Source organism: Intestinimonas massiliensis (ex Afouda et al. 2020) (assembly GCF_001244995.1).
In the GTDB taxonomy this organism is placed as follows: domain Bacteria; phylum Bacillota; class Clostridia; order Oscillospirales; family Oscillospiraceae; genus Intestinimonas; species Intestinimonas massiliensis.
Map to the genome: position 1 here is coordinate 760,076 of NZ_LN869528.1, position 25,210 is coordinate 785,285.

General features: G+C 64.6%; 24 protein-coding genes. 10 read left to right on the forward strand and 14 right to left on the reverse strand.

Annotated features, from left to right (window positions below; all coding sequences use genetic code 11):
- Positions 1-325: 325 nt before the first annotated feature.
- Positions 326-796: a tRNA adenosine(34) deaminase TadA gene (tadA, locus tag BN2154_RS03905; RefSeq protein WP_050617534.1), complete on the reverse strand. Its 471-nt coding sequence runs from the start codon at positions 794-796 to the stop codon at positions 326-328.
- A gap of 118 nt (positions 797-914) precedes the next feature.
- Here tadA and BN2154_RS03910 point away from each other — a divergent pair, with 118 nt between their 5' ends.
- The 5 genes from BN2154_RS03910 to BN2154_RS03930 all read left to right on the forward strand — a co-directional run bounded on the left by BN2154_RS03910 (position 915) and on the right by BN2154_RS03930 (position 4,512).
- Positions 915-1,490, forward strand: coding sequence for a manganese efflux pump MntP (locus BN2154_RS03910; RefSeq protein WP_242853678.1), 576 nt, complete (start codon positions 915-917; stop codon positions 1,488-1,490).
- A 4-nt stretch (positions 1,491-1,494) separates the two neighbouring features.
- A complete protein-coding gene (yqeC, locus tag BN2154_RS03915; RefSeq protein ID WP_050617536.1) occupies positions 1,495-2,205 on the forward strand; it encodes a selenium cofactor biosynthesis protein YqeC in 711 nt (236 codons plus the stop codon).
- The gene (gene yqeB, locus BN2154_RS03920; RefSeq protein WP_050617537.1) at positions 2,193-2,984 is read left to right on the forward strand and encodes a selenium-dependent molybdenum cofactor biosynthesis protein YqeB; all 792 of its coding nucleotides are present in this window, start codon (positions 2,193-2,195) and stop codon (positions 2,982-2,984) included. Before yqeC ends, yqeB begins: the two co-directional genes overlap by 13 nt.
- A 93-nt stretch (positions 2,985-3,077) precedes the next feature.
- Positions 3,078-4,187, forward strand: a complete 1,110-nt coding sequence (locus BN2154_RS03925; protein ID WP_050617538.1) for a polysaccharide deacetylase family protein — start codon at positions 3,078-3,080, stop codon at positions 4,185-4,187.
- Positions 4,188-4,248: 61 nt separating this feature from the next.
- A complete protein-coding gene (locus tag BN2154_RS03930; RefSeq protein ID WP_050617539.1) occupies positions 4,249-4,512 on the forward strand; it encodes a thioredoxin domain-containing protein in 264 nt (87 codons plus the stop codon).
- Positions 4,513-4,543: 31 nt separating this feature from the next.
- Here the strand turns inward: BN2154_RS03930 and BN2154_RS03935 are convergent, their stop codons facing one another.
- From BN2154_RS03935 to BN2154_RS03955, 5 genes are read right to left on the reverse strand one after another with little or no spacing between them, the layout of a single operon-like run.
- Complete coding sequence (locus tag BN2154_RS03935) at positions 4,544-5,113, reverse strand: nucleotidyltransferase family protein (protein ID WP_242853679.1); 570 nt, start codon at positions 5,111-5,113, stop codon at positions 4,544-4,546.
- On the reverse strand, positions 5,110-6,492 hold the full coding sequence (gene hydA / locus BN2154_RS03940) for a dihydropyrimidinase (protein WP_050617540.1): 1,383 nt from the start codon (positions 6,490-6,492) through the stop codon (positions 5,110-5,112). The genes BN2154_RS03935 and hydA overlap by 4 nt, the downstream gene beginning before the upstream one ends.
- 11 nt (positions 6,493-6,503) lie before the next feature.
- Positions 6,504-6,845 carry a hypothetical protein gene (locus BN2154_RS03945; RefSeq protein ID WP_050617541.1) on the reverse strand — a complete coding sequence of 114 codons (342 nt, stop codon included), beginning with the start codon at positions 6,843-6,845 and terminating at the stop codon, positions 6,504-6,506.
- 23 nt (positions 6,846-6,868) lie between these two features.
- Positions 6,869-8,107, reverse strand: coding sequence for a threonine synthase (locus tag BN2154_RS03950; RefSeq protein WP_050617616.1), 1,239 nt, complete (start codon positions 8,105-8,107; stop codon positions 6,869-6,871).
- Between the two features lie 13 nt (positions 8,108-8,120).
- A complete protein-coding gene (locus BN2154_RS03955) occupies positions 8,121-9,596 on the reverse strand; it encodes a pyridoxal-phosphate dependent enzyme (RefSeq protein WP_050617542.1) in 1,476 nt (491 codons plus the stop codon).
- A gap of 224 nt (positions 9,597-9,820) precedes the next feature.
- Between BN2154_RS03955 and xdhA the strand changes: the two genes are divergently transcribed.
- The 5 genes from xdhA to BN2154_RS03975 all read left to right on the forward strand — a co-directional run bounded on the left by xdhA (position 9,821) and on the right by BN2154_RS03975 (position 14,480).
- Complete coding sequence (xdhA, locus tag BN2154_RS03960) at positions 9,821-12,139, forward strand: xanthine dehydrogenase subunit XdhA (protein ID WP_050617543.1); 2,319 nt, start codon at positions 9,821-9,823, stop codon at positions 12,137-12,139.
- Between the two features lie 2 nt (positions 12,140-12,141).
- The gene (gene xdhB / locus BN2154_RS03965; protein ID WP_050617544.1) at positions 12,142-13,023 is read left to right on the forward strand and encodes a xanthine dehydrogenase subunit XdhB; all 882 of its coding nucleotides are present in this window, start codon (positions 12,142-12,144) and stop codon (positions 13,021-13,023) included.
- Entirely contained in the window at positions 13,020-13,517 is a 498-nt protein-coding gene (xdhC, locus tag BN2154_RS03970; protein ID WP_050617545.1) for a xanthine dehydrogenase subunit XdhC, read from the forward strand. Before xdhB ends, xdhC begins: the two co-directional genes overlap by 4 nt.
- Before the next feature lie 157 nt (positions 13,518-13,674).
- Positions 13,675-13,842 carry a CopG family transcriptional regulator gene (locus tag BN2154_RS15700; protein ID WP_154666637.1) on the forward strand — a complete coding sequence of 56 codons (168 nt, stop codon included), beginning with the start codon at positions 13,675-13,677 and terminating at the stop codon, positions 13,840-13,842.
- Between the two features lie 131 nt (positions 13,843-13,973).
- Complete coding sequence (locus BN2154_RS03975; protein WP_050617546.1) at positions 13,974-14,480, forward strand: CDP-alcohol phosphatidyltransferase family protein; 507 nt, start codon at positions 13,974-13,976, stop codon at positions 14,478-14,480.
- Between the two features lie 275 nt (positions 14,481-14,755).
- On the opposite strand, the gene BN2154_RS03980 is transcribed toward BN2154_RS03975, so the two are convergent.
- The 8 genes from BN2154_RS03980 to BN2154_RS04015 all read right to left on the reverse strand — a co-directional run bounded on the left by BN2154_RS03980 (position 14,756) and on the right by BN2154_RS04015 (position 25,159).
- Positions 14,756-15,421, reverse strand: coding sequence for a 3-oxoacid CoA-transferase subunit B (locus BN2154_RS03980; RefSeq protein WP_050617547.1), 666 nt, complete (start codon positions 15,419-15,421; stop codon positions 14,756-14,758).
- Positions 15,421-16,107, reverse strand: a complete 687-nt coding sequence (locus BN2154_RS03985; protein WP_094762341.1) for a CoA transferase subunit A — start codon at positions 16,105-16,107, stop codon at positions 15,421-15,423. The genes BN2154_RS03980 and BN2154_RS03985 overlap by 1 nt, the downstream gene beginning before the upstream one ends.
- 155 nt (positions 16,108-16,262) lie before the next feature.
- Entirely contained in the window at positions 16,263-17,522 is a 1,260-nt protein-coding gene (locus BN2154_RS03990) for an acetyl-CoA C-acetyltransferase (RefSeq protein ID WP_050617549.1), read from the reverse strand.
- Between the two features lie 444 nt (positions 17,523-17,966).
- A complete protein-coding gene (gene mfd, locus BN2154_RS03995; protein ID WP_050617550.1) occupies positions 17,967-21,461 on the reverse strand; it encodes a transcription-repair coupling factor in 3,495 nt (1,164 codons plus the stop codon).
- A 140-nt stretch (positions 21,462-21,601) separates the two neighbouring features.
- Positions 21,602-22,201, reverse strand: a complete 600-nt coding sequence (gene pth / locus BN2154_RS04000) for an aminoacyl-tRNA hydrolase (RefSeq protein WP_050617551.1) — start codon at positions 22,199-22,201, stop codon at positions 21,602-21,604.
- Between the two features lie 72 nt (positions 22,202-22,273).
- Positions 22,274-23,233, reverse strand: coding sequence for a ribose-phosphate pyrophosphokinase (locus BN2154_RS04005; protein WP_050617552.1), 960 nt, complete (start codon positions 23,231-23,233; stop codon positions 22,274-22,276).
- A gap of 61 nt (positions 23,234-23,294) precedes the next feature.
- Positions 23,295-24,497, reverse strand: coding sequence for a DapH/DapD/GlmU-related protein (locus tag BN2154_RS04010; protein WP_050617553.1), 1,203 nt, complete (start codon positions 24,495-24,497; stop codon positions 23,295-23,297).
- 167 nt (positions 24,498-24,664) lie between these two features.
- Positions 24,665-25,159 carry an HD domain-containing protein gene (locus BN2154_RS04015; protein WP_050617554.1) on the reverse strand — a complete coding sequence of 165 codons (495 nt, stop codon included), beginning with the start codon at positions 25,157-25,159 and terminating at the stop codon, positions 24,665-24,667.
- Between the last annotated feature and the right edge of the window lie 51 nt (positions 25,160-25,210).

Here is a 25,210-nt window from a genome sequence, read left to right on the forward strand (position 1 = left end):
GCCGGACGCCTGCTCCTGACGTCCGGCTCTGCCAAAGGAAAGAGGATACAATGAAATGAAAAGAAACTGTCTCTTGCAAGTGTTATGATACCCAAGAGTTGTTAACAATCAAATCTTAAGTTGTTACAAGAGCATTAAATCTCGGGGGTTTTTCGTAAAGTTGACGTAATGCAGCCAAACTGCCCCTCCGGGCGTGAAAAAGCAGCGGTCAGGCCGCTGCTTTTTCACAGGATCGGAGGATAGAATGAAAAGAAGTAATGTCTCTTGCAACACGAAGCATACAGAGGTATTGTTAAAAAAAGTAGCTGGAGTTGTTACAATTGTTTTAATTCTGGGGAAAATTCGGGGAATTTTTGCGCAGATCATGGAAAAAATCCTGGAGCAGAGCGGCGCACTCCTCTTTCAAGACCCCGCCGTATACCCGGGGGCGGTGGTTGAAGCGCTCGGCAAACAGGTCCAGCACCGAGCCGCAGGCCCCCGCCTTCTCGTCCCGGGCCCCGTAGCACACCGTGCCCACCCGGGCGTTGATGATGGCCCCGGCGCACATGGGGCAGGGCTCCAGCGTCACGTAGAGGGCGCAGTCGTGCAGATTCCAGCCCCCCACCGCCCGGCAGGCCTGCCGGATGGCCTCCACCTCCGCGTGGGCCACCGCGTCCCCCCGTTCCTCCCGGCGGTTGCAGCCCCGGCCGATCACCGCCCCGTCCTTTACCACCACGCAGCCCACCGGCACGTCGCCGTGCCCGGCGGCCTCCTCCGCCAGGGCCAGGGCCTGACGCATATACTCCTCCCGCTCCATAGGGGACCCACCTGCCTTTCTCTCCCCGCTATTGTACCCGGTTTTGGCATGGGGCGCAAGGCTCTGGCATAATGTGTACAGGTGTGCTATGATATCAAACAGGAAAACAGGTGATCGCGTGGAACAGGCCGTCTTTCTCCTCCTCATCGCCCTCAGCCTGGCGCTGGACGCCTTTGCCGTGTCGGTATCCAGCGGGGTGGCCGTCCCCGGCTTTGGGCCGGCCCAGGCACTCAAGCTGGGCGTGTGGTTCGGGGCCTTCCAGTTTGCCATGCCCCTGGCGGGCTGGCTGCTGGGCACCGGGGTCAGCGCCTATGTGGAGGCGGCGGACCACTGGATCGCCTTTGCCCTGCTGGCCCTCATCGGCGGACGGATGGCGGCAGGGGCCCTGGTTCAGGGCTGCGGGACCCAGGCGCGGCCCGAGCCGGCCGCCCTCACGCCGGGGCGGCTGACGGCCCTGGCGGTGGCCACCAGCATCGACGCCCTGGCGGTGGGCGTCTCCCTGACGTGCATGGAGGTGGACATCCTGACCGCCGCCGGGGTCATCGGGGCGGTGGCCTTCTGCCTGTCGGTGCTGGGGGGATTGCTGGGCCGGCGGCTGGGCTGCCTCTTCCAGCGGCGGGCCGAGCTGGCGGGCGGAATCGTCCTCATTCTGATCGGGGTCCGAATTTTGATCGAGCATCTGACGGGAGGGTAAGGACATGGAGCTTTGGCGCAGGCTGGCCCTGGACCCGGCGGCCCACCGGCTGGTGACCCTGGTGGGGGGCGGCGGCAAGACTACCCTGCTCTATGCCCTGGCGCGGCAGGCGGTGGACGCGGGCTACACCGTGGCCGTCACCACCACCACCCACATCCTGCCCCATCCCGGGCTCCCGCGGTCCGAACGGCCCACCCGGGCCCTGCTGGAGGCCCGGCGGGCGGTGACCGTGGGGACGGTGGGGGAGAAGGGCAAGCTGACCGGCCCGGAGAACCCGGCGGCCCTGCTGGACCTGGCCGGCGTGGTGCTGGTGGAGGGGGACGGGGCCAACCGCCTGCCCCTCAAAGCTCCGGAGGAGTGGGAGCCGGTGATCCCGCCGGAGAGCCGGGCGGTGCTGGCCGTGGCGGGGCTGGACGCGGTGGGCCGCCCCATCGGGGAGACCTGCCACCGGCCGGACCGGGCGGCGGCCCTGGTGGACAAGCCCCCGGACGCCCTCGTGACGGCGGCGGACGCGGCCCGGCTGCTGACCCACCCCCTGGGGGGGCGCAAGGGGGTCCCGGTCGGTGCGGCCTTCCGGTGCGTGCTCAACAAGGCGGACACGCCGGCCCGCCGGGCCGCCGGGGAGGTATGCGCGGCCCAGATTCGGGCCATGGGCCTTCAAGCCGTGCTGACGGCATTTCGGGAAGAGGAGCGTGACGGAAAATGCTGGTTTTGATCAAAGGGGCCGGGGACTTGGCCACCGGCACGGCGGTGCGGCTGCACCGGGCGGGGTTCCGGGTGGTGATGACCGACATCGCCCGGCCCACGGCGGTGCGGCGGACCGTGGCCTTCTGCCAGTGCATGTATGACGGGACGGCCCAGGTGGAAGGCATCGCCGCCCGCCGGGTGGAGACGGCGGAGGAGGCCGCGGCCTGCCTGACGGCGGGAGAGGTCCCCGTGCTGGCCGACCCGGAGGCGCGCATTCGGACCGAACTGCCCTTCGATGCCCTGGTGGACGCCATCCTGGCCAAGCGGAACCTGGGCACGGCCCTCACCGACGCCCCCATCGTCCTGGCCCTGGGGCCGGGTTTTACGGCGGGGGTGGACTGCCATGGGGTGGTGGAGACCAAGCGGGGCCACTACCTGGGGCGGCTCATCCTGGCCGGGAGCGCCATCCCCAACACCGGCGTGCCCGGCGACATCGGCGGCTATTCCGCCCAGCGGATCATCCGGGCCACGGCAGACGGAATCTTTGAGCCGGAGGTGGAGATCGGCCAGAGGGTGGAGACCGGAGCGCTGGTGGCCCGGGTGGATGGCACGCCGGTGTACGCCGCCATGCCGGGCATGGTGCGGGGAATGCTCCCCGCGGGCCTGCGGGTCACCCAGGGCATGAAGGCGGGGGACATCGACCCCCGGTGTGAATACGAGCACTGCTTCACCGTCTCGGACAAGGCCCGGGCAGTGGGCGGCGGCGTGCTGGAGGGGCTGCTGTACTTCCAGAGCCGCCGGGGCTGATACCCTTTGTAACCCAATGTAGCCGGAAACGGGGGATTTTTGGAGAAAGACCTGATAGGATAGGGGAGAAAAACGGTCCTGGAGGTCAAAACCATGAAAAAGCTGTCCCTTATGTTGATACTCCTCGCGCTGCTGGGCGCCTGTGCTCCGGCGGGCGGGGAGGCAGACCCCGCGCCGGAGCCCGAGCCCGAACACGCCGCCCTGTACCGCCAACTGGCCCTGTATATCCGCCAGGGGCTGACGGACTACCGGCTGCCGGGGAAATACACCCTGTCCTTCGGGCCCCTGGAGGAGGAACGAGACTACTTCCGAGCGCTGGAGGGGGAGAGTCTGTGCGCCGTGGTGGTGGAGGGGGGCGACGGTCTCCGCGGCGGGGGCTACTTCAGCGTGGGCTGGGACGAGGAGGCCGACTGGTATGGCTTTCACAGCCTGTCGGAGCCCTTTTTGTCCGGAGACGAGGGGTACTGCCCCGAGGTGGACCCGGTCTGGACCCTGGAGATCGACACCGAGGCCCCGGCGGCGGAGGTCCCCCGATTCGACACTCCGCCGGTGCCGGTGGAGACGGTGACGGACCATCAGGACCCCTTCCGCACCGGAGGGGACTTCCACCGGGAGACCTACCACTACGTGGACCAGCGGCGAGGGCTGGACGTGATGGCGGACTACCCCCAGATCGGCTGGGTGCGGGGCTGGGACACCGAGGGCGTGGAAAAGACGGTGGACGACCTGCTGCGGCAGGCGGCGGTGGAGGTGCCCTTCGACTTCGGCGGGGATTACGACATCCGGAAGAAGGAAAACGGCGCGACGGAGGGAACCTATCAGATCACCCGGGAGGATGAGAAGTACCTCTCCGTGCGGTTTTACAGCTACTACGACTTCCGCTGGGCCGCCCACCCGAGCTGGGGGGAGCGGGGGGTCACCGTGGACCGGGAGACCGGGCGGCGGCTGGCCCTCACCGACGTGGTGGATTTCGACGGGGACGGCGGGGCCCTGATCCGCCGGTACGACTGGACGCCCCAGTGGACCTGCCCCGGGGGCGAGATGGAGTTCCTGGCCGGGGCGTTTGTGGACTGGGGCGAGAACGGCTATCTGGAGGACTTCTATCTGACGGAGGACAAGCTGGGGCTGATCGTACACTTTGGCCGGTATTACACCTGCATCGAAGCCAGCCTGGACAGCCTGCCCCTCAAGCTGGAGCTGTGAATGGAAAGCAGGGCGGAGGGGCAAGCTGGGAGATACAAAGATACAAAGGAGAATCCATACTATGAAAGAAATGTTGCTGTTTGTGCTCAAGGACTGCCCCCACTGCCGGCTGGCCCTGCAATGCCAGGAGGAGCTGCTCCAGGCGCACCCGGAGTGGCGGGACATCCCCCTGCGCGTGATCGACGAGCGGGAGGAGGCCGACCTGGCTGACTCCTACGATTATTTCTATGTGCCCACCTATTACGTCGGCGGGGAGAAGGTCCACGAGGGCCACGCCGAGCGGGAGGACGTGGAAAAGGTGCTCCGGCTGGCGGCGGAGGAATAAAAAAGAGGCCCGGACAGTCCGGGCCTCTTTTTTACAGATCGTTGAGGGTATCCACATCCCGGAGCTCCCGGGGGTCGGCCGCCTCCACCAGGACCAGCCGGTCGGGATGGGCCTGGATCACCGCTCCGCCGCCGGCGTCGCCGGTGAGGGCAAAGAGCTCCGGGTAAAATTCCCTGGGAAAGAGCGCCGGGTTGCCCCGCTTTCCACCCCAGGACAGGGCGCAGATGCAGTCGGGCGATTCCTGAAAGGAATTTAGCAGACGTTTGATACTCTCCGTAGTCAGCCAGGGCTGGTCACAGACGGCGAACAGAGCCCCGTCCAGATCCTCCACCGCCGCCAGGCCCAGGGTGACGGACCTGGACTGGCCCAGGTCGGCAAAGGGATTTTCAAAGGCGTGGTAGCCCGCCTGGGCGGCCAGGGACAGGATCTCCGGGTAGCGGCTCACCACCACGGCCCGGTCAAAGAGGGCGGCGGGCAGGGCGGCGAAGGCCCGCTGGATCAGCGGCCTCCCCTCCACCGGGTGGAGCAGCTTGTTGGAGCCAAACCGGCTCCCTGCGCCGGAGGCCATCAGCACCGCCCCCACCGTCGCGGCGGCCCTCATCGCCAGAAGCCCGCCGGGCCCCGGCGGACGTAGCGGCCCTGCCGCTCCAGGACCACCCGGCCGCCCTCCACCGCCACCTGGCCGGACAGAAGCACCGTGTCGGCCCGGCCCCGGAGAGCCCAGCCCTCATAGGGGGTGTAGTCCACGTTCTGATATTGAGTTGCACTTGTAATACGACCGGTATAATTTTGATCAAATATTACAATATCTGCATCGCTGCCCACCGCCAGGACCCCCTTTTGGGGGTACATGCCGAAGAGCCGGGCGGGATTTTCCGCCAGCAACCGGGCCATGTCTGCGGCCGTGATGCGCCCCGAGGCCACAGCGTGGGTATAGAGCAGGGCGGGGCGATGCTCCACCCCGGGCAGGCCGTTGGGAATCTTGGAAAAGTCGTCCTTTCCCAGCTCCTTCACCCCGTGGAAGTCAAAGGAGCAGTGGTCGGTGCCCAGGGTGTCGATGTCCCCCCGCTCCAGAGCCTGCCACAGGGCCTGCTGGTCTTCCAGGGGCCGGGCGGGAGGGGAAAAGACGTACTTGGCCGACTCAAAGCCGGGCAGGCTGTAGCAGCTCTCGTCCAGCAGAAGATACTGGGGGCAGGTCTCCAGATAGACCTTCTGCCCCCGCTCACGGGCGGCCAGCGCGTGCTCCAGCCCCCGCCGGGTGGACAGGTGGACCACGTTTACCGGATACCCCGCGCACTCGGCGATGGCCAGCCAGCGGTTCACCGCCTCGGCCTCCACCGCCGGGGGGCGGGACCGGGGATGGGCGGAGGGGCCCAGGCGTCCGGCGGCCTTCTGCGCCCGGATGCCCGCGTTGACCAGGTCGCCGTTTTCACAGTGGCAGCCCAGCACGCCCCCTTCCCGGCCCACCGCCTGGATCACCTGGTAGGCTGCGGCGTCGCTCAGGCGCAGGTTGTCATAGGCCAGATAGACCTTGTAGGAGGTCACCCCCGCGGCGGCCATGTCCCGGAGCTCGGAGCGGATGCGGGGGTCCCAGTCCTTGATGGTCATGTGGAAGCCGTAGTGACAGCAGGCTTTTCCGTCCGCCCGGCCGTGCCAGGTCTCCAGCGCGGAGGCCAGCGAGCAGCCCCGCTCCGGCTCGGCAAAGTCCAGCACGGTGGTGGTGCCCCCCGCCAGAGCTGCCCGGGTGCCGGTGAACCAGTCGTCCGCCGTCTCGTTGGCCAGGCCCTTGTTCATCTCGAAGTGGGTGTGGGTGTCGATCAAGCCGGGAAACACCAGCTTCCCGGCGGCGTCCAGCACCCGGCTGTTCCCCGCGGGCAGGGAGGGGCCGAGCTGGACGATCTTGTCCCCGTCCACCCGCAGATCGGCCCTCTGCGGGCCGTCCGGCAGGACCAGGACGCCGTTTTGAATCAGAATCGACATAGGGGCCTCCTTTACACCAGGTAGAGCAGAATGGGCACCAGGAGCTTGCCCGCCGCCGTCACCAGAGTGATGGTCCAGAAGCTGCTCAGGGCGGAGGAGGGGCTGCCGGTGCGGCCCTCCCAGGTCTTCAGCATGGTTTGAAAGTTGGTCTCACGGGCCCGGCGGCCGGAGGCCAGGTCGGCCAGGGTTTTTACCGACGAATAGGCGCCCAGGGCCAGCCAGGCCAGAAACAGCACCAGCCGGAAGGTCCCCATGGGCCCCTTCCACAAGAACAGGATCAGGGTCAGGGCCGTGCCCCCCAGCGTGGTGGCGCGGTAGAGAAGATTGCCGGTCCGGGCGGCTTTTTCATACATGTGACGCTCCCCCTTTCCCCCGTTCAGGGGGTAATGCTGCGCTGGGCAAAGGCCGAGAGGAGACAGTCCATGTCGGGGCGCACCAGCATGGGCTCCCCGGCGGCCTGGATGCCGTTGGCCACGTCCTTCAGGCCGTTGCCCGTGACCACGCTGACCACGGTGGAGGCCGGGTCGATGAGCCCCAGCTCCAGAGCCTTTTTCACCCCGGCGGCGCCGGTAACCCCTGCGGGCTCCCCAAAGACCCCGCAGGTGCGGCCCAGCAGCCGCATGGCGGCCAGGATCTCCCCGTCGGAGACGTTCACGGCCACGCCCTGGGACTCCCGAATGGCCATCAGAGCCTTGTCGGCGTTGCGGGGCACCCCCACGGCGATGGAGTCGGCCAGGGTGTTCTCCTCCATGGGGGACCAGGGCTCCCCGGTCTGGATGGCCCGGTTCAGGGGGCAGCAGCCCTCCGCCTGGACCGAGATGAGCCGGGGCAGGCGGTCGATGAGCCCGGCGGCGTACAGGTCCTTGAGCCCCTTCCAGGCCCCGGCGATGGTGCAGCCGTCCCCCACCGACAGGGCGATGTAGTCCGGGACCTGCCAGCCGAGCTGCTCCAGGATCTCCAGCGTCACCGTCTTTTTCCCCTCCAGCAGGTAGGGGTTGATGGCGGCGTTGCGGTTATACCAGCCCCACTTGTCGATGGCGGCCTTACTGAGCTCGAAGGTGTCCTCATAGGAGCCGTCTACGGTGATGACGGTGGCACCGAAGATCATGAGCTGGGCCACCTTGCCCTTGGGCGCCCGGGCGGGCACGAAGATATAGGTGTGGAGCCCCGCCGCCGCCGCGTTGCCCGCCAGGGAGGAGGCGGCGTTGCCGGTGGAGGAGCAGGCGATGGTGTCCGCCCCGGCCTCCCGGGCCTTGACCACCGCCATGGCGGAGGCCCGGTCCTTCAGAGAGGAAGTGGGATTCTGGCCGTCGTCCTTGATGTAGAGGTCCTTGAGCCCCAGGACCTGGGCCAGACGCGGGGCGGGGTACAGCGGGGACCAGCCCACCCGCAGAGGGGTGGGAGGGGAGTCGGGCTCCACCGGCAGGAAGGGCCGGTAGCGCCACATGGAGTAGTCCCGACAGCCGGAGAGCGTTCCACGGGAAACGAGGGTGCGGATGTAGCCGTAGTCGTACTGGATGTCCAGCATCCCGCCGCAGGTACAGGTGGTGAGGCCGGGGACGGCCTCGTACTCCGCGCCGCAGCGGACGCACTTGGCATGGGTGACGTTTTTCAGCATAGCGTCTCCTTTATAGGCTCTTGAGCACGCCGGCGGCCTCGTTAAAGGCGTCGATCCGCTCATCCAGCGCCTCCGCCTGGCCGTGGACGCCCTTCCAGGTCTTGTCCTCGTCGTACCACAGGTCGTTGAGCTCGGCCATGGTACGGCCCTGCTGCTCCACCCAGGTGTAGTATTTCAGATTGTGGATGCGCTTGCGGTCCCGGTAGCCCAGCTCGGCCATGGAGTCGGTCCGCAGGCCCAGCAGGTGCAGGTGGTGGTCCACCGCCGCCGCCTTGGCGTCGTAGGGGCCGTACTGGTCGGCCAGCTCCCGGATGCGGCTGCCGTACATGGCGGCCGAGTCGGTGAGGACGGTGCACACCACGTCCCGCTCCGTCATCTCGTAATACTTGGCCATCTTGATGCAGCACAGCACGTTGGCGATGCCGGAGATGCCCAGCCAGGACAGCTTGGACAGGGTCTCGCCGTCCACGCCGGCCTCCTCCTTCAGGTATTGCAGGCCCGCCGGGTCGTTGAACAGACGCAGCAGCCGCTGGGAGTCCTCGTCGTCGATGTCGATGACCATGTCGGTGTTTTTCACGTTGTGAATCCAGGGGATGTGCTTGTCGCCGATACCCTCGATGCGGTGGTCGCCAAAGCCGTTGCACAGGATGGTGGGGCACTGGAGAGCCTCGCCCACCGCCAGCTTCATGGTGGGGTAGACCTCCTTCAGGTAGTCGCCGCAGCCGATGGTGCCCGCCGAGCCGGAGGTGAAGCAGGCCCCCGCCATCCGGTCGCCGGGGCGCTTGATGGCCTCGAACACAGTCGCGATGGCGTCACCGGTGACCTGATAGTGCCACAGGTGGTTGCCCATCTCCTCAAACTGGTTGAAGATCATATACTGGGGGTCGCCCTTGAGCTCGTTGGTCTTGTCAAAGATCTCCTTCACGTTGGACTCGCAGCCCGGGGTGGCGATGACCTCCGCCCCGATGGAGTGGAGCCAGTCAAACCGCTCCCGGCTCATCTCGGCGGGCAGGATGGCCACGCCGTGGACCCCCAGCAGCTTGGAGTTGAACGCCCCGCCCCGGCAGTAGTTGCCCGTGGAGGGCCATACCGCCTTGTGATACCCGGCGTCGAACTGGCCAGTGACCAGCCGGGGGACCAGACAGCCGTAAGAGGCCCCCACCTTGTGACAGCCGGTGGGGAACCACTTGCCCACCAGAGCCACGATGCGGGCGTTCACGCCCGTGAGCTCCGGGGGCAGCTCCACATAGTTGGGCACCGCCTGGTACAGCCCGCCGCTCTCCCGGGCCTCGTTCTTCCAGGTGATGCGGAACAGGTTCACCGGGTCCACGTCCCACAGCCCCGTCTTGGCCAGCTTGTCCTTGATCTTGCCGGGGATGGTCTCCGGGTCCTTCATCTGCCGGTAGGTGGGGATGACGATCCGGTTTTCCCGGGCCTTTTGAATATTGCGCTCCAGCGCTTCCTTGTTTACGGTCAGGTCGATCATGGCGACGCCTCCTTATAATACGCGGTCTATGATATGCTCTTACGTCCATGATAGCACATGGTGAGGAGAAATCAAGTCATATTACACAAAATGTTAGGCAGACAAAATAATTTTTAGATTCCAGGGCCCGCGCACCCGAAAATTTGGGGGAGAGGGTGCGGTGCTTCCCCCTTCCTTTCTCCCGCGGAATCGGGTATAATAGGCTCAACAAGGAGGTGCGCATTGTGGAAGTTGGAAGAAGCATCAACCGGGTGGACGCCGCCGACAAGGTGACGGGCCGGGCCCGGTATACCGACGATTTTCACGAGGGTCCCATGCTGGTGGCGAAGATTCTCCACAGCACCATCGCCAACGGCGTCGTAAAGTCCATGGATATCTCCGCCGCCCAAGCCCTGCCCGGCGTCGTTAAGGTGGTCACCTGCTTCGACGTGCCCGACATCCAGTTCCCCACCCCCGGCCACCCCTGGTCGGTGGAGAAGGCCCACCAGGATATCTCCGACCGGAAGCTGCTCGCCTCACGGGTGCGCTACTACGGAGACGACATCGCCGCCGTGGTGGCTGAGGACACCGTCACCGCCGACCGGGCCCTTAAGCTCATCCGGGTGGAGTACGAGGAGTACCCCGTCTGCCTGGACCCGGAGGAGTCCATGCGGGGCGGCGGCATACCCATCCACCAGGAGTACCCCAACAATGTGCTGGCCCACATGGATCTGCGCACGCCCATGCCGCCGTCCGATTTCCAGTCCGTGGAGGACGTGCTGGCCTGCCCCGCCTACCACCACTTCCGGGGCCACTATGAGACCCAGCAGGTCCAGCACTGCCACATCGAGCCCCCCATCTCCTACGCCTACATGGAGGCCGGCCGCATCACCGTGGTTACCTCCACCCAGATCCCGCACATCGTCCGGCGGGTGGTGGGGCAGGCGCTGGGGATCGGGTGGGGCAAGATCCGGGTCATCAAGCCCTACATCGGCGGCGGCTTCGGCAACAAGCAGGAGGTGCTCTACGAGCCCCTCAACGCCTTCCTCACCACCCAGGTGGGCGGACGGGCGGTGAAGCTGGACATCTCCCGGGAGGAGACCTTCCAGAACACCCGCTCCCGCCACCCCATCGCCTTCGACGTGGAGGCCGCTGTGGACGGGGACGGCTACCTCATGGCCCGCTCCTGCCGGGCGGTGTCCAACCAGGGCGGCTACGCCTCTCACGGCCACTCCATCGTCGCCAACGCCGTCACCGGCTTCCGTCAGCTCTATCTGGACCGGCTCGGCCACCACTCCGAGGCCTACACCGTCTACACCAACCTGCCCGCCCCCGGCGCCATGCGGGGCTACGGCATCCCCCAGTGCAACTTCGCCGTGGAGTGCATGATGGAGGACATCGCCCGCCGGTACGGGCTGGACCCCTTCGAGTTCCGGCTCCAGAACATCATGCCCCTGGGCTACAAGGACCCCTTCAACGGCATCACCTGCCACTCCACCGGCCTGGCCGAGTGCATGAAAAAGGGGGCCGAGGCCATCCACTGGTCCGAGCTGCGGGAGAAATACAGGAACCAGACCGGCCCCGTCCGGCGGGGCGTGGGTATGGCGGTCTTCTCCTACAAGACCGGCGTGTATCCCATCTCTCTGGAGACCTCCTCCGCACGGATGGTCCTTAACCAGGACGGCACCGTCCAGCTCCACCTGGGCGCCACCGAGATCGGCCAGGGCGGCGACACCGTGTTCTCCCAGATGGCCGCCGAGACCATCGGCATCCCCACCGAGGACGTACATATCGTCTCCTTCCAAGACACCGACACCGCCCCCTTTGACACCGGCGCCTACGCCTCCCGGCAGACCTATGTCACGGGAAAGGCCATCCAAAAGACCGGCCGGATTTTCCGGGCGCGGGTGCTGGAGTACGCCGCCGAGGTGCTTCAACTGGACCAGGCGGCGCTGGATATCCGCGGCCGGGACGTGGTGGAAAAAACCTCCGGCGCGGCTCTGCTCTCCCTGGAGGCCCTGGCCATGGAGGCCTTCTATTCCCTGGAGCACAGCGTCCACATCACCGCCGAGGCCACCAGCCACTGCAAGGAGAACACCTTCGCCTTCGGCTGCTGCTTCGCGGAGGTGGAGGTGGACATCCCCCTGGGCAAGGTCAAGATCCGGAACATGGTCAACGTCCACGACTCCGGCAAGCTCATCAACCCCGCCCTGGCGGAGGCCCAGGTCCACGGCGGCATGTCCATGGGCATCGGCTACGCCCTCAGCGAGGAGATGAAGTTCGACGACAGGGGACGGCTGCTCAACGGGAACCTGCTGGATTACAAGCTGCCCACCGCCATGGATCACCCCGAGCTCCGCGCCCTCTTCGTGGAGACCGACGACCCCTCCGGCCCCTTCGGCAACAAGGCCCTGGGCGAACCGCCCTCCATCCCCGTGGCCCCCGCCATCCGGAACGCCATCCTTCAGGCCACCGGCGTGGCCCTGAACCGCCTGCCCATGAATCCCCAGCGGCTGGTGGAGGCCTTTACCGCCGCCGGGCTCATCGACGCAAAGGGGGAGTAATCGTGTACGACATCACATCCATCTATCAGGCCCAAAGCGCAGACGACGCCATCGCCGCCCTCCGGGCCGATCCGTCGGCGGTGGTCATCGCCGGCGGCACCGACGTGCTCATCAAATGCCGGGAGGGCAAGCTGGCGGGCTGCCGCCTGGTGTCCATCCACGAGCTCCAGGAGGAGCTGGCCGGGGTGCACCTGGACGACAGCGGCGACGTCCGCATCGGGTCCCTCACCACCTTCCGGGGGGTCACCTACAGCGACGTGATCCGGAAAACCGTCCCCGTGCTGGGCGAGGCCGCCGACACTGCCGGCGGGCCCCAGCTTCGGGCGGCGGGCACCATCGGCGGCAACGTCTGCAACGGCGTTACCTCCGCCGACACCGCCTCCACCCTCATGGCCCTGGACGCCCAGATGCACGTCAAGGGCCCCGACGGCTGGCGGATCATCCCCATTGGGGCGTGGTACCAGGGCGTGGGAAAGGTGGCCCTCGCCCACGACGAGCTGCTGATGCAGATCGTCATCCCCAAGGCCCACTATGCGGGCTGGAGCGGCCACTACATCAAGTACGCCCAGCGCAATGCCATGGACATCGCCACCTTGGGAGTGTCCTGCCTGGTGAAGCTGTCCGCGGACAAACGGACCGTGGAGGACGCCCGTCTGGCCTTCGGCGTGGCGGGACCCGTCCCCATGCGGGCTTTGACGGCGGAAAATGGCGTAAAGGGAATGGCCTTGTCGGAAGCTGTCGAGAGGATCGGGGCCCTGGCCCTGGCCGACGTCAATCCCCGGACGAGCTGGCGGGCGTCCCGGGAATTCCGCATCCAGTTGGTATCCGAACTCTCCGGCCGGGCGCTGGCCGAGGCCGCCAGGAAGGGAGGTGCACAGATATGATGCAGATTCTGCATATGACCGTCAACGGCAAGGACGTGGAGGTGGGTATTGACCCGCGGGAATCCCTGGCCGACACCCTGCGGGAGCGGCTGGGGCTCACCAGCGTGAAAAAGGGCTGTGAGGTGGGGGAGTGCGGCGCCTGCACCGTCCTGGTGGACGGCACGGCCATCGACTCGTGCATCTACCTGTCCGTCTGGGCGGAGGGAAAGAGCATCCTCACGGTGGAGGGGCTCCAAGACCCGGACACCGGCGCGCTCAGCCCCATCCAGAGGGCTTTCGTGGAGGAGGCCGCCGTCCAGTGCGGCTTCTGTACGCCGGGCATCATCCTGTCCGCCGTGGAGATCGTGGGCTCGGGAAAGACCTACACCCGGGACGAGCTGCGCAAGCTCATTTCCGGCCACCTGTGCCGCTGCACCGGCTATCAGAACATCCTCAACGCCGTGGAGCGGGCCGTGAACGAGTGCAGCAAGCTCGTGGGCCGGGAAGACGCCTGAAAACGCCTGAAAAGACAGAAGTCCCCCGGCGCTCAATGAGCGCCGGGGGACTTTTCATCACTCATTTCCAGATGGAGCTTCTCCGCCTTCTGCTGGGCATCCCGGAGGATGTTGATGCCGCTGCCAATGTAATATAAACTATTTTAAGGGGATGAAAATGGGCGTTGAGAAGAAAGTTTATAGCTTCCGCCTTGAAATAGGACTGGTAGAAGACTTACAGACTTATGCCAAGCAGGAGAACAGGAAACTTTCCAATCTGGTCGAGACGGTCTTGAAGCGCTCTGTGAAAGAACAAAAGGCAAGAGAAAAAAGCTCCCCGGACTGAAAGTCGGTATTCATAAGACAGTAACAGCCACAGGAGTTTGCACTGCTGCGGCTGTTCTTGTATCCTCTGCTGCTATGTGATAATATGGCACCAAACAGACTTACAAATTGGGATTTGTTGGAGGAGATTAAATGGCGAACATCTTAACAGCCATACGGATAATATGCGCTCTGCTGATTCTAATTTTTCCGGCGTTTTCAACGTGGTTCTACTTATTCTATCTGCTTGGAGGAATTACGGACGCCGTGGACGGCACAGTAGCACGCAAATCGGGAAACGCAACGGCTTGGGGGGCTAAATTTGACACAATAGCAGACATCTTTTTCGTACTGGCTGTGCTTATTAAAATTATCGGTTCTGTTGTTGTCCCGTCATGGCTGCTGATTTGGATCAGTATTATCGCAATCATTAAAGCTGTAAATATAATCGTCGGCTTTATTCGATGCCATCGGTTTGCCACAGTGCATTCTGTATGGAATAAAGTTTGCGGAATCATAGTATTTGTTCCTCCGCTGTTTATCGGAAGCGAATATGCATGGCAGGCAAAGGCCCTGGTGGTCATATTTGCGTGTATCATTGCAAGTGTGGCCGCTATTCAGGAATCCGTTTACATTATTAAGGGCTATCATGTGGAGTGACAAATTCCGACTTTTCGAGCAGATACAATGGCGCACTTCTATACGGGTATCTCCTGTACGTGCGTGAAACGAGACTGAACACCCCGGACACCTGAATGTCCGGGGTATTTTGCGTCACTGTGTTCCGAACAAGGGACTACACCGCTTGCGCCGCTTTGCGGCTATCCACATTATGAGATGCAGGAACGGCGTGACTTCGAAAGTCACGCCGTTCCTGCATCTAACGGTCTTACGGATACTGCCCCGATGGTCCAGGGAGCTTTTTACAGGTAGAATCAGGCCGTCATATCCTTGGGGCCACCCTCGGCCACGGTGAAGTCAGCGGCCGTAGCGGCCTTCACGTCGTCCACGGTGAACTCGGGGTTGATTTCGGTCATGACCAGGCCGTCCTTGGTCACATCGAACACACACATCTCGGTGATGATCTTGGTGACACAGTGCACGGCGGTGTAGGGCAGGGTGCACTTCTTCAGAATCTTGGGATTGCCCTTGGCGGTATGCTCCATAGCCACGATGACGTTCTTCGCGCCCACCAGCAGGTCCATGGCGCCGCCCATGCCCGGCATCTTCTTGCCGGGGATGATCCAGTTGGACAGAGAGCCCTCCTGGTCCACTTCCAGGCCGCCCAGAATGGTGGCGTTCACATGGCCGCCGCGGATAAAGGCAAAGGAGGTGGCGGAGTCTACATAGCAGCCGCCCAGACCGGCCTGCGCAGGGGAGCCGCCCGCATCCGTCTTATACTTGGGCTCGGCCTCCTCAGCGGTGGGCTTGGGGCCGGTGCCGATGATGCCGTTCTCGGACTGGAGCGTGACCTTCACGCCTTCGGGCAGGTAGGCGGGGACCATGGTCGGCAGGCCGATGCCCAGGTTCACCACGTCGCCGTCCTTCAGCTCTTTGGCAACACGTTTGGCGATAAAGCCCTTGATCTCAGACTTTTCCATTATGCTTTCCCTCCATCCACGATGTACTTGATGTAGGCGCCGGGAGTGACTACGTTCTCGGGCTCAATGGTACCGATCTCCACCAGATTGTCGGCCTCGGCAATGACCACGTCGGCGGCGGTGGCGGCCACCACGTTGAAGTTGCGGGTGGTGCCCTTGTACCACATGTTGCCGGCCTTGTCGATTTTATACGCGTTGACCAGCGCAAAGTCGGCGTGCAGAGGCTTCATCAGCAGGTACTCCTTGCCGTCGATGGTCTGCTTGCCCAGGCAGAGGGGAGAGTCCTCCACGATGGTGCCCACGCCGGTGGGGGTGAGCACGCCGCCCAGACCGGCGCCGCCGGCCCGGATCATCTCCGCCAGGGAGCCCTGAGGGATCAGGTTGACCTCCAGGGTCTTGTCCACCATGTTCTGAGTGGCCACGTCGGGGGTCATACCCACATGGGTGGCGATGACGCGCTTGACCTGCTTGTTATGGACCAGCTTGGCCATGCCGTACAGATCTCCGTCGGGGCCGGTCGCCATGCCGCAGTCGTTGCCAATGATGGTAAAACCGCTTTTGCCGCTCTTAGACAGAGCGTCAATGATCTTGTGGGCGCTGCCGCACCCCAGGAAGCCGCCGAACATGATAGTGGCCCCATCGGGAATCATCGCTACGGCTTCCTCAACAGAAATAATTTTTGCCACAGTTTTTCCCTCCTGCTGCTAGTTTGGTAATCCCTTCGATAACGCGCTCCAGCGGGCGGACCCAGAAGGGGCCGCCCGCCAGACCTATTATCACTATTATCTTAGCACGTTTTGGAGCGGGTATCAACACCCGAGACCAAGAGTTTATAAGGAATTCAGCACTTTTCGAAGATGGTGGCAACGCCCTGGCCGCCGCCGATGCACAGCGTGGCCAGACCCTTTTTGGCGTCGGGGCGCTTGAGCATCTCGTGGAGCAGGGTGACGATGATGCGGGCGCCGGAGCAGCCGACGGGATGGCCGATGGCGATGGCGCCGCCGTTGACGTTGACCTTGCTCATGTCAAAGTGCAGCTCGCGGGCCACGGCGATGGACTGAGCGGCAAAGGCCTCGTTGGCCTCCACCAGGTCCATGTCCTCGATGGTCAGGCCGGCCTTGCTCATGGCCTGACGGGAGGCAGGCACGGGGCCCACACCCATGATCTTCGGGTCCACGCCGCCCTGGCCCCAGGAGACCAGCTTGGCCATGGGCTTGAGGCCATACTTCTCAACGGCCTCGCCGGAGGCCACGATGATGGCGGCCGCGCCGTCGTTGATGCCGGAGGCCTGGGCGGCCGTGACGCGCTGCACGTGCTTGTGGGCGTCGGCCTCGTGGCACTCGGTTACCTCAAAGGTGTGGACGATCTCGTCCTCCACGCCCTCAGGACCGCAGGGGAAAGCGCCCTTCAGCTTGGCGATGCCCTCGACGGTCACGCCGGCCTTGGGGAACTCATCCACCTTGAACTCCACCATTTCCTTCTTCTTCTTGATCATCACGGGCACGATCTCGTCGGCAAACTTGCCGGCCTTCTGAGCGGCCTCGGTCTTCTGCTGGGAGGAGGCGCCGAAGGCGTCCAGCTCCTCGCGGGTGATGCCCCACACGTCACAGATGTTCTCGGCGGTGGTGCCCATGTGATAGTTATTGTAAGCGTCCCACAGGCCGTCCTTGATCATGGTGTCTACGGCCTTCTTGTCGCCCATGCGGGCGCCCCAGCGCTCGTCGGGGAGGGCAAAGGGAGCGGCGGACATGTTCTCGGTGCCGCCGGTCACAATGATGTCGGCGTCACCGGCCTGGATGGTACGGGCGGCCTCGATGACGGACTTCATGCCGGAGCCGCAGACCATGCCGACGGTGTAGGAGGGGACGGAGAAGGGAATGCCGGCCTTCACGCTGACCTGGCGAGCCACATTCTGGCCCAGGCCGGCGGTCAGCACACAGCCAAACATGACCTCATCCACGTTCTCGGGGGCGACATTGGCGCGCTTCAGGGCCTCCTTGACCACGATCGCGCCCAGATCGGCTGCGGGGACATCCTTCAGAGAGCCACCAAAATTACCAACAGCAGTACGGCAGCAGTTTACAATGTACACTTCGCGCATGACATTACCTCCATCAATTATGAATTTTGCATAATTTGAATGATTCGCTTCCCTTCAATTTTCAATTATACACGATTGTCCCTAAAAAAGCAACGAAAAAGTATCGAATATTTGCACAATACAAATAATACGATTCACAAATAGCTTTTACATAGAAACGATAGTGGTAGCACCAATCTGAGAAAAAACGTCCGATTTGCAAGGGGTTTGGACGTTTCAACCAATAGGGAAGAATTCACCCAATGGTTAAAAAAGGCGCTTTTTACAAAAAAGTGCGCAAAAAATTTTTTCTTGACAGGGGGAAAAAGACGGTGCGCCCGGGCTGAAAAAGGGGTCTCAGCCCCCCAGGAAGGGAGGGCAAAAAAACGACGGAGGACCGAAAAAAACGATGCGCCGGACAGAACAAAATTCCCGCCAGCGCAACGAAAAGCGGGGAGAGCGCCCTCACGGAGCCGCCCCGCCGTATTCCTCGATGAGCTTGGACGACAGCTTGACCGGGTCCTCGCCCTTTTTCACCTTGAGGGAGAGGTAGGGCTTGTCGCCCGCCGAGAAGAGCAGCCGGCCCCGGTAGGCGGGACGGCCCGCGATGGCCGACACCCGGGCCAGGTCCGGGTCTCGCAGGGTGAAGTTGAGCCGCTCTCCCCGCTGAGCGATCTCAGTGACGCCGCACTTGGCCGCCGCCGCCCGCAGCAGAGCCACCGAGATCAGGTTGTTCACCGGCCGGGGCGGGTCGCCGTAGCGGTCCACCAGCTCGTCCACCAGGTCGTCCGCCTCCTCCTCGCTGCGGATGCGGGCGATACGGCGGTACAGGTCCATGCGCTGCTCCGGCGAGGGGACGTAGCGGTCCGGGATGGAGGCTGCCACGGTGAGGTCGGCGGCGCACTCGGCCCGAAGCTCCGGCTTTTCTCCCCGCTCCTCCAGCACCGCCTCCTCCAGCAGCTTCAGGTACATGTCGTAGCCCACGCTCAACAGGAAGCCGGACTGCTCGGGGCCCAGCACGTTGCCCGCTCCGCGGATCTCCAGGTCCCGCATGGCGATCTTGAAGCCGGAGCCAAATTCCGCGAACTCCCGGATGGCACCCAGGCGCTTGGCCGCCACTTCGGTGAGCACCTTGCCCCGGCGGTAGGTCATGTAGGCCGACGCCCGGCGCGCCGACCGGCCCACCCGGCCCCGGATCTGGTGGAGCTGGGCCAGACCCAGGTGGTCGGCGTCCTCAATGATGAGGGTGTTGGCGTTGGGGATGTCGATGCCCGTCTCGATGATGGTGGTGCACACCAGGATGTCCAGATCCCCGTCGGTCATGTGGCTCATCACGTCGGAGAGCTCCTCCTGGGTCATCTTGCCATGGCCCACGCCGATGCGGGCCTCCGGCAGAAGGGCCTGGATGCGGGCGGCGGTGCGCTCGATGGTCTCCACCCGGTTGTGGAGGTAGTAGACCTGGCCGCCCCGCTCCAGCTCCCGCTTCATGGCGTCGGCCAGCACCCCCCAGTCGTGCTCCAGCACATAGGTCTGCACCGGCAGACGGTCCTGAGGGGGCTCCTCCAGCGTGGACATGTCCCGGATGCCGCTCAGGGCCATGTTCAGCGTGCGGGGAATGGGCGTGGCCGACAGGGTGAGCACGTCCACCTGCTTGCTCAGTTCCTTCAGCTTTTCCTTATGGGCCACCCCGAAGCGCTGCTCCTCGTCCACCACCAGCAGGCCCAGGTCCTTGAATTTCACGTCCTTCTGGAACAGCCGGTGGGTGCCGATGAGCAGGTCGATCTTCCCCGCCTGGAGCTTTTGCAGGGTGGCACGCATCTGACCGGCGGTGCGGAACCGGGAGACCACGTCGATCTCCACCGGAAACTTGGCGAAGCGGCGCTTGGCGGTGAGATAGTGCTGCCGGGCCAGGACGGTGGTGGGGGCCAGTATGGCCGCCTGCTTGCCGTCCAGCACGCACTTCATGATGGCCCGGAAGGCCACCTCCGTCTTGCCGTAGCCCACGTCGCCGCACAGGAGCCGGTCCATGGGAGCGGCCTTCTCCATGTCCCGCTTGATCTCCGCGATGCAGCGGAGCTGGTCGTCGGTCTCGGTATACTCAAACTGGTCCTCGAACTCCTTCTGCCAGGGGGAGTCGGGGGAAAAGGCGTAGCCGGGCAGGCGCTGGCGCTCGGCGTAGAGCTGGATCAGCCCCTTGGCCAGGTCGGCCACCGCCTTTTTGGCCCGGGTCTTGGCCTTCTCCCAGTCGGCGCCGCCCAGCTTGGACAGCTTTTTGGCCTCCACGTTCTCGCCCGCGCCGATGTACTTGCTCACCAGGTCCAGTTGGGTGGCCGGGACGTACAGCACGTCCGCCCCGGCGTAGTTGATCTTCACATAGTCCTTCTGCACCCCGTCGGCCGTCATCTTCACCATGCCCACATACCGGCCGATGCCGTGGTGCTCGTGGACCACCAGGTCGCCGGGGGAGAGGTCGGCGTAGGAGTCCAGCTTCTGCCGGTTGGTCTGCTTTTTGGGCCGGGGCTTCCTGGGGGCCGCCGGGCGGCCCTCGGTGAGCACCGCCAGCTTGGCGTCGGGGTACTCTAAGCCCGCCGACAGCCCGCCCACGCAGAGCACCGCCTGGCCCGGGCCGGGCAGGTCGTGGAGGGCAAAGTCCACCGCCGAGCGGACCTTCTCCTCCCGCAGCAGGGACTGGAGGTTTAAGCAGCGCTGCTCCCCGCCGGCCAGCACCACCGCGCCGAAGCCGGCGCCCTGGTAGTGGCGCAGGTCACCGGCGGCGGTCTCCAGGCTGGCCCCGTAGGAGGGGAGCTGCTTGGCCATCACGTCCAGCATCACCCGGGGCCGCAGGGGGTAGGACGAGGAGGCAAAGGAATCCAGGAAGCACACCGGGTAGTCGCCCAGGACCCGGCAGAGCTCCTCCATGGTGCGGGCGTACACCGCCAGCTCACCCGATACCTGGCCACCCTCCAAAAGGGTCTTAACATCTTCCTCCAGCCGCCACAGGTAGTGCTTGGCCCGCTCCGCCACCCGGGGGCTCTCGCAGAACAGGACCACCGCGTCCTCGGGCAGATAGTCTGCCGCCGTGGCCATCTGGGGATAGATCAGGGCCAGATAGCGGTCCACCGCCGGAAAGGCCACCCCGGCCTGGAACCGCTCCCGGTCCTCGTTCAGGGTGGCCAGCAGGGCGGGGTGGGAGGGCTTGGACTTCTCGACCCGGGCGATCAGGCCGTCCAGGGCCTCCAGCAGCCCGGGGAAGCCGCCGGGGGCAAACTGGGGCAGCACCTCGGAGGCGGGGAGGATCTCCGCCTCCCGCAGATTTACCGTCCGCCGCTGGCTGGACACATCGAACAGGCCCATGGAGTCGATCTCATCACCGAAGAACTCCGCCCGCACCGGCCTGTCAAAGGCGGGGGAGAAAACGTCCAGGATGCCGCCCCGCAGGGCAAACTGCCCCACACCCTCCACCTGCTCGCACCGGGTGTAGCCCGCCGCCGAGAGGCGCTCGGCCAGCTCGGGCAGATCGTGGGACTCCCCCACCCGCAGCATCTGGGCGCACTGGGTCAGCAGGGTGCGGGGCAGGGTGCGCTGGAGCAGGGACTCCACCGTACACACTGTCAGGGGAGACTCCCCCGCCGCCAGCGCCCGCAGCGCCGAAAGCCGCCGGTGCTCCCACTGGCGGGAGACCACGGCGGCGTTGTGAAAGGTGAAGTCACGGGCGGACAGCCGCCGGACGGCCTGGCCGGTAAAGGCGGTCAGGTCCTCAGCCAGACGGTCGGCCTCGGTTTCGTCGGCGCACAGCAGCACCACCGGGCGGCCCGTCTGCTCCCAGATCCCGGCGGCAAAGTGGGCTCGGTGGACGGCGGACAGCCCGGACACCGCCGCCGGACAGCCCCCCGAGTCGAGAGCTGCCAGCAGGCGGGGGAATTCCGGTACCCCGGAGAGGATCTGGGTGAGTAATTTCATGGCAGCCTCCCATTCTGAAATTGAAAATTAGGAAAAAAGTGACACCAAAAGACCGGATTTTTTCGAAGCGGGGGACTCTGCGGGAGCCGCCTGGGACTGGCGCCGGGCCTGGACGCGGGGCGGGAGCTGGCGGACGGGGATTAGCCGTTATATCGGCTCATGGCCCGGTCGGGGCCCTCCCGGATGAGGCATTCCACCGCGTCCGCCGCGCGCTTCACCGCCGCATCCACCGCCTTCTTGTCCTCCCCCTGGAGCTTGCCCAGCACCCAGTCGGCCATGTCGTAGTCCGGACGGGGCTTTTCCCCTACGCCCACCCGGACCCGGGGAAACTGGTCGGTGCCCAGATGCTGGATCAGGTTTTTCAGCCCGTTGTGGCCCCCCGCGCTGCCCCCCTTCCGGATGCGCAGCCTGCCCGGCGGCAGGGCCACGTCGTCGGATACCACCAGCACCCGCTCCGGCGGCACCTTGTAAAAGGCGGCGGCCTCTCGGGCGGCCTCGCCGGACAGATTCATATAGGTCACCGGCTTCATCAGCAGCACCTTGGCCCCGCCCAGCTCTACCGTGTTGGTGAGGGCGCGGAATTTCAGACGCTGAACGGGCACGTCCTTGCGGGCGGCGATCTCGTCGGCCACCTGAAAGCCCACGTTGTGGCGGGTGTTCTCATACGGGTCCCCGGGGTTGCCCAGGCAGACCAGCAGCCATTCCACGCCGCCGGAGGAGCGATTCTTACCAAAAATCATAATTACCTCGATCGAAACGACACAGGGGCGGAGCATCGCTCCGCCCCTGTGCATTGGTGTTGAAAACGGTCCTTAGAGGAAGAGCTTGGAGACAGAGACTTCCTCGTAGATGCGCTCGATGGCCTCGGCAAACATGTGGGCCACGGAGATATATTTGATCTTATCACACTTTACTTCGGGGCGGGCGGGAACGGTGTCGAGGAACACCATCTCCTTGAGGGCGCTTTTCTCGATGCGCTCGATAGCCGGGCCGGAGAGCACGCCATGGCTGGCGCAGGCGATGACCTCGGTGGCCCCGCCCAGCTCCACCAGAGCCTGGGCCGCGCCGCAGATGGAGCCCGCGGTGTCCACCATGTCGTCGAAGAGGATGACCTTCTTATCCCGCACATCGCCAATGATATTCATGACCTCAGAGGAGTTGGCCTTCTGACGGCGCTTATCCACGATGGCCAGGCCCATCCCCAGCTTCTGGGCAAAGGCCCGGGCCCGGGCCACGGAGCCCACGTCGGGGGAGACCACGATGGTCTCGTCCTCGTGGCCCTCGTACCGCTGGTGGAAATACTGGGTGAAGATGGGGTTGCCCAGCAGATTGTCCACGGGGATGTCGAAAAAGCCCTGGATCTGGGAGGCGTGCAGGTCCATGGTCAGCACCCGGTCGGCCCCGGCGGCCACGATCATGTTGGCCACCAGCTTGGCGGAGATGGGGTCGCGGGGCTTGGCCTTCCGGTCCTGCCGGGCGTAGCCGAAGTAGGGCATCACGGCGGTGATGCGGCCGGCGGAGGCCCGCTTAAACGCGTCGATCATGATGAGCATTTCCATCAGATTGTCGTTGACGGGAGAGCAGGTGGACTGGACCACGAACACGTCGGAGCCGCGAACCGTCTCGTAGATGGAGACGAAGTTCTCCCCATCGGAGAAGGCCCCTACCTCGGCGTTGCCGAGCTGGGTGCCCAGTTCCCGGCAGATATTCTCCGCCAACGCCCGGTTCGAGTTGCCGGAGAATATCTTGATGTCCTTGCCATGTGCGATCATTTCAACATCCCTCACAAATTTTTATAAATTTTCCGCGTCGTCATACAGTCAGCGCGGTTTTTCACTTCTTTCCCCTGGCCCGGCGCCGTTTGGCGGCCCACTGGATTTTGATGGTCTGGGACGAGCGCGCGATGGCCAGCGAGTCGGCCGGCACGTCGTCGGTAATGGTGCTGCCCGCCGCGATGTAGGCCCCCTCGCCGATCTTCACCGGCGCCACCAGGTTGGTGTTGCAGCCGATGAAGGCCCCGTCCCCGATGGTGGTGCGGAACTTGGCCGTGCCGTCGTAATTCACCGTCACCGTGCCGCAGCCGAAGTTGATGCGCGATCCCGCATCGGTATCCCCTACATAGGTCAGGTGGGAGATCTTGGTGCCGTCCCCCACGGTGGAGTTTTTCAGCTCCACAAAATCCCCCACCTTCACGTCCCGGCCCACGCGGCAGTTGGGACGGATGTAGGCGAAGGGGCCGATCTTGGTCCCGTCGTCCACGGTGGACGCATTGAGCTGGGAGGCATTCACCGTCACCCGGTCCCCAATGGCGCAGTCGGTGATCATGGTGTTGGGGCCGATCTCACAGTCCCGGCCGATGACGGTCTCCCCCTTCAGGATGGTGCCGGGGAGGATGCGGGTGCCGCCGCCTACGCTGACCCGGGGGCCGATGTAGACGCTGCCCTTGTCCAGAAAGCGGACCGGAGCAGTACCCAGCTCCGATTGCAACCGGGTGATGGAGGCGTACCGGGCGAAGTCCTGGGCGCTGTCCCAGGTGGGGGCGCAGCGGTCCAGGGGCAGCAGGCCATGGAACAGACCGGGCCGGACGCCGAACACCTTGCCCTCGGCCCGCAGGCTGGTGAGAAAGTCGCCGCCCCCCTCCACCGCGGCGCCCAGCGCGGCGGCGGAGATGGCGTACACGCCGGAGTCCTCGCCCTGGGGCAGATCCCCTCCGCGCAGCCGGGCCGCCCCCTGGTCATCCAAAAAGACAGGACGGGTAAACACGGCCACCGGGCCGCTCAGGCCGGTGAGAAAGGCGGTAAGACGCCGGTTGGCGTCCACCGCGCCGGCAGTGACAAACTCCGTCCCGGCGGGGAAGCAGGCCTCCGCCGCGGCGCGGTCATCGTCGTGGCAGACCACCAGAAAGCGCTCCGCGCCGGCGCGCTCCAAAGCCGCCGAGAGCCACCGGGCCGCCGGGTCGAACAGGATATCCTCCAGCATGAGGGAGGGCAAATCGCCCTCTCGGGGCAGAAATACAATCGCGCCCAAAGATTCCATAAAAGGGACCTCCCATCCCATACGGGCATACGAATTCTTTACAGGATTCATTATAACAAATGGCCCAAGGCTTTGCACCGAAAATTGCAAAAATTTTTCCGCAAAAATGGACAAAAAGACCGCGCCTTTGGTAAAAGACGCGGTCAATTTCACAAATGCCGGGAAGATCAGGCGGCGGCCGCCGCCTTGCGCCGCCGCCGGCGGCGCAGATAGCGGTACAGACCCACCACCTCCAGCGTGGCGCAGGTCTTGTCGGCCAGGTTGACCACAAAGGATTCCCTGTACCGCGGCATTTTCCGGGCCAGGGGCCACATGTGGGAGATGATGATGTTTTCCTCCTTGGGAGTCAGGGAGCCGCACAGGGCCCAGGCGTTGCTCAGCGCCGCCTTGGGGTGGGCAAAGCACTGGTTGCCCTGGTGGCTGCCGGGCTGGCGGGGGTCATAGAGGTACAGGTCGTGGAGCAGCCCCGCCCGGGCGGCGGTCCTGTAGTCCAGCTTCCACCGGCGGGCCAGCCGGAAGGCCACGTAGGATACGAACACCGAGTGGTCGTAGCAGCTCATGCCCGGGTGGTGGCGGATGCTCCGCATGGACTGGACCTCCGGGGAGTCCAGCAGGTCCCGGACGCAGTTCACAAAACAGCGGTAATTGTAGTCATAATACATAGGCAGAGGTCACCAGGTCCTTTACAGAATGTTTTTTCTGCCCATAGTATA

Bases quoted from the DNA above. Each gene is read 5' to 3' on its own strand.
- tadA (WP_050617534.1), bottom strand. From the start codon at position 796: ATGGAGCGGGAGGAGTATATGCGTCAGGCCCTGGCCCTGGCGGAGGAG.
- yqeC (WP_050617536.1), top strand. From the start codon at position 1,495: ATGGAGCTTTGGCGCAGGCTGGCCCTGGACCCGGCGGCCCACCGGCTG.
- yqeB (WP_050617537.1), top strand. From the start codon at position 2,193: ATGCTGGTTTTGATCAAAGGGGCCGGGGACTTGGCCACCGGCACGGCG.
- BN2154_RS03925 (WP_050617538.1), top strand. From the start codon at position 3,078: ATGAAAAAGCTGTCCCTTATGTTGATACTCCTCGCGCTGCTGGGCGCC.
- BN2154_RS03930 (WP_050617539.1), top strand. From the start codon at position 4,249: ATGAAAGAAATGTTGCTGTTTGTGCTCAAGGACTGCCCCCACTGCCGG.
- BN2154_RS03935 (WP_242853679.1), bottom strand. From the start codon at position 5,113: ATGAGGGCCGCCGCGACGGTGGGGGCGGTGCTGATGGCCTCCGGCGCA.
- hydA (WP_050617540.1), bottom strand. From the start codon at position 6,492: ATGTCGATTCTGATTCAAAACGGCGTCCTGGTCCTGCCGGACGGCCCG.
- BN2154_RS03945 (WP_050617541.1), bottom strand. From the start codon at position 6,845: ATGTATGAAAAAGCCGCCCGGACCGGCAATCTTCTCTACCGCGCCACC.
- BN2154_RS03955 (WP_050617542.1), bottom strand. From the start codon at position 9,596: ATGATCGACCTGACCGTAAACAAGGAAGCGCTGGAGCGCAATATTCAA.
- xdhC (WP_050617545.1), top strand. From the start codon at position 13,020: ATGATGCAGATTCTGCATATGACCGTCAACGGCAAGGACGTGGAGGTG.
- BN2154_RS15700 (WP_154666637.1), top strand. From the start codon at position 13,675: ATGGGCGTTGAGAAGAAAGTTTATAGCTTCCGCCTTGAAATAGGACTG.
- BN2154_RS03975 (WP_050617546.1), top strand. From the start codon at position 13,974: ATGGCGAACATCTTAACAGCCATACGGATAATATGCGCTCTGCTGATT.
- BN2154_RS03980 (WP_050617547.1), bottom strand. From the start codon at position 15,421: ATGGAAAAGTCTGAGATCAAGGGCTTTATCGCCAAACGTGTTGCCAAA.
- BN2154_RS03990 (WP_050617549.1), bottom strand. From the start codon at position 17,522: ATGCGCGAAGTGTACATTGTAAACTGCTGCCGTACTGCTGTTGGTAAT.
- mfd (WP_050617550.1), bottom strand. From the start codon at position 21,461: ATGAAATTACTCACCCAGATCCTCTCCGGGGTACCGGAATTCCCCCGC.
- pth (WP_050617551.1), bottom strand. From the start codon at position 22,201: ATGATTTTTGGTAAGAATCGCTCCTCCGGCGGCGTGGAATGGCTGCTG.
- BN2154_RS04005 (WP_050617552.1), bottom strand. From the start codon at position 23,233: ATGATCGCACATGGCAAGGACATCAAGATATTCTCCGGCAACTCGAAC.
- BN2154_RS04010 (WP_050617553.1), bottom strand. From the start codon at position 24,497: ATGGAATCTTTGGGCGCGATTGTATTTCTGCCCCGAGAGGGCGATTTG.
- BN2154_RS04015 (WP_050617554.1), bottom strand. From the start codon at position 25,159: ATGTATTATGACTACAATTACCGCTGTTTTGTGAACTGCGTCCGGGAC.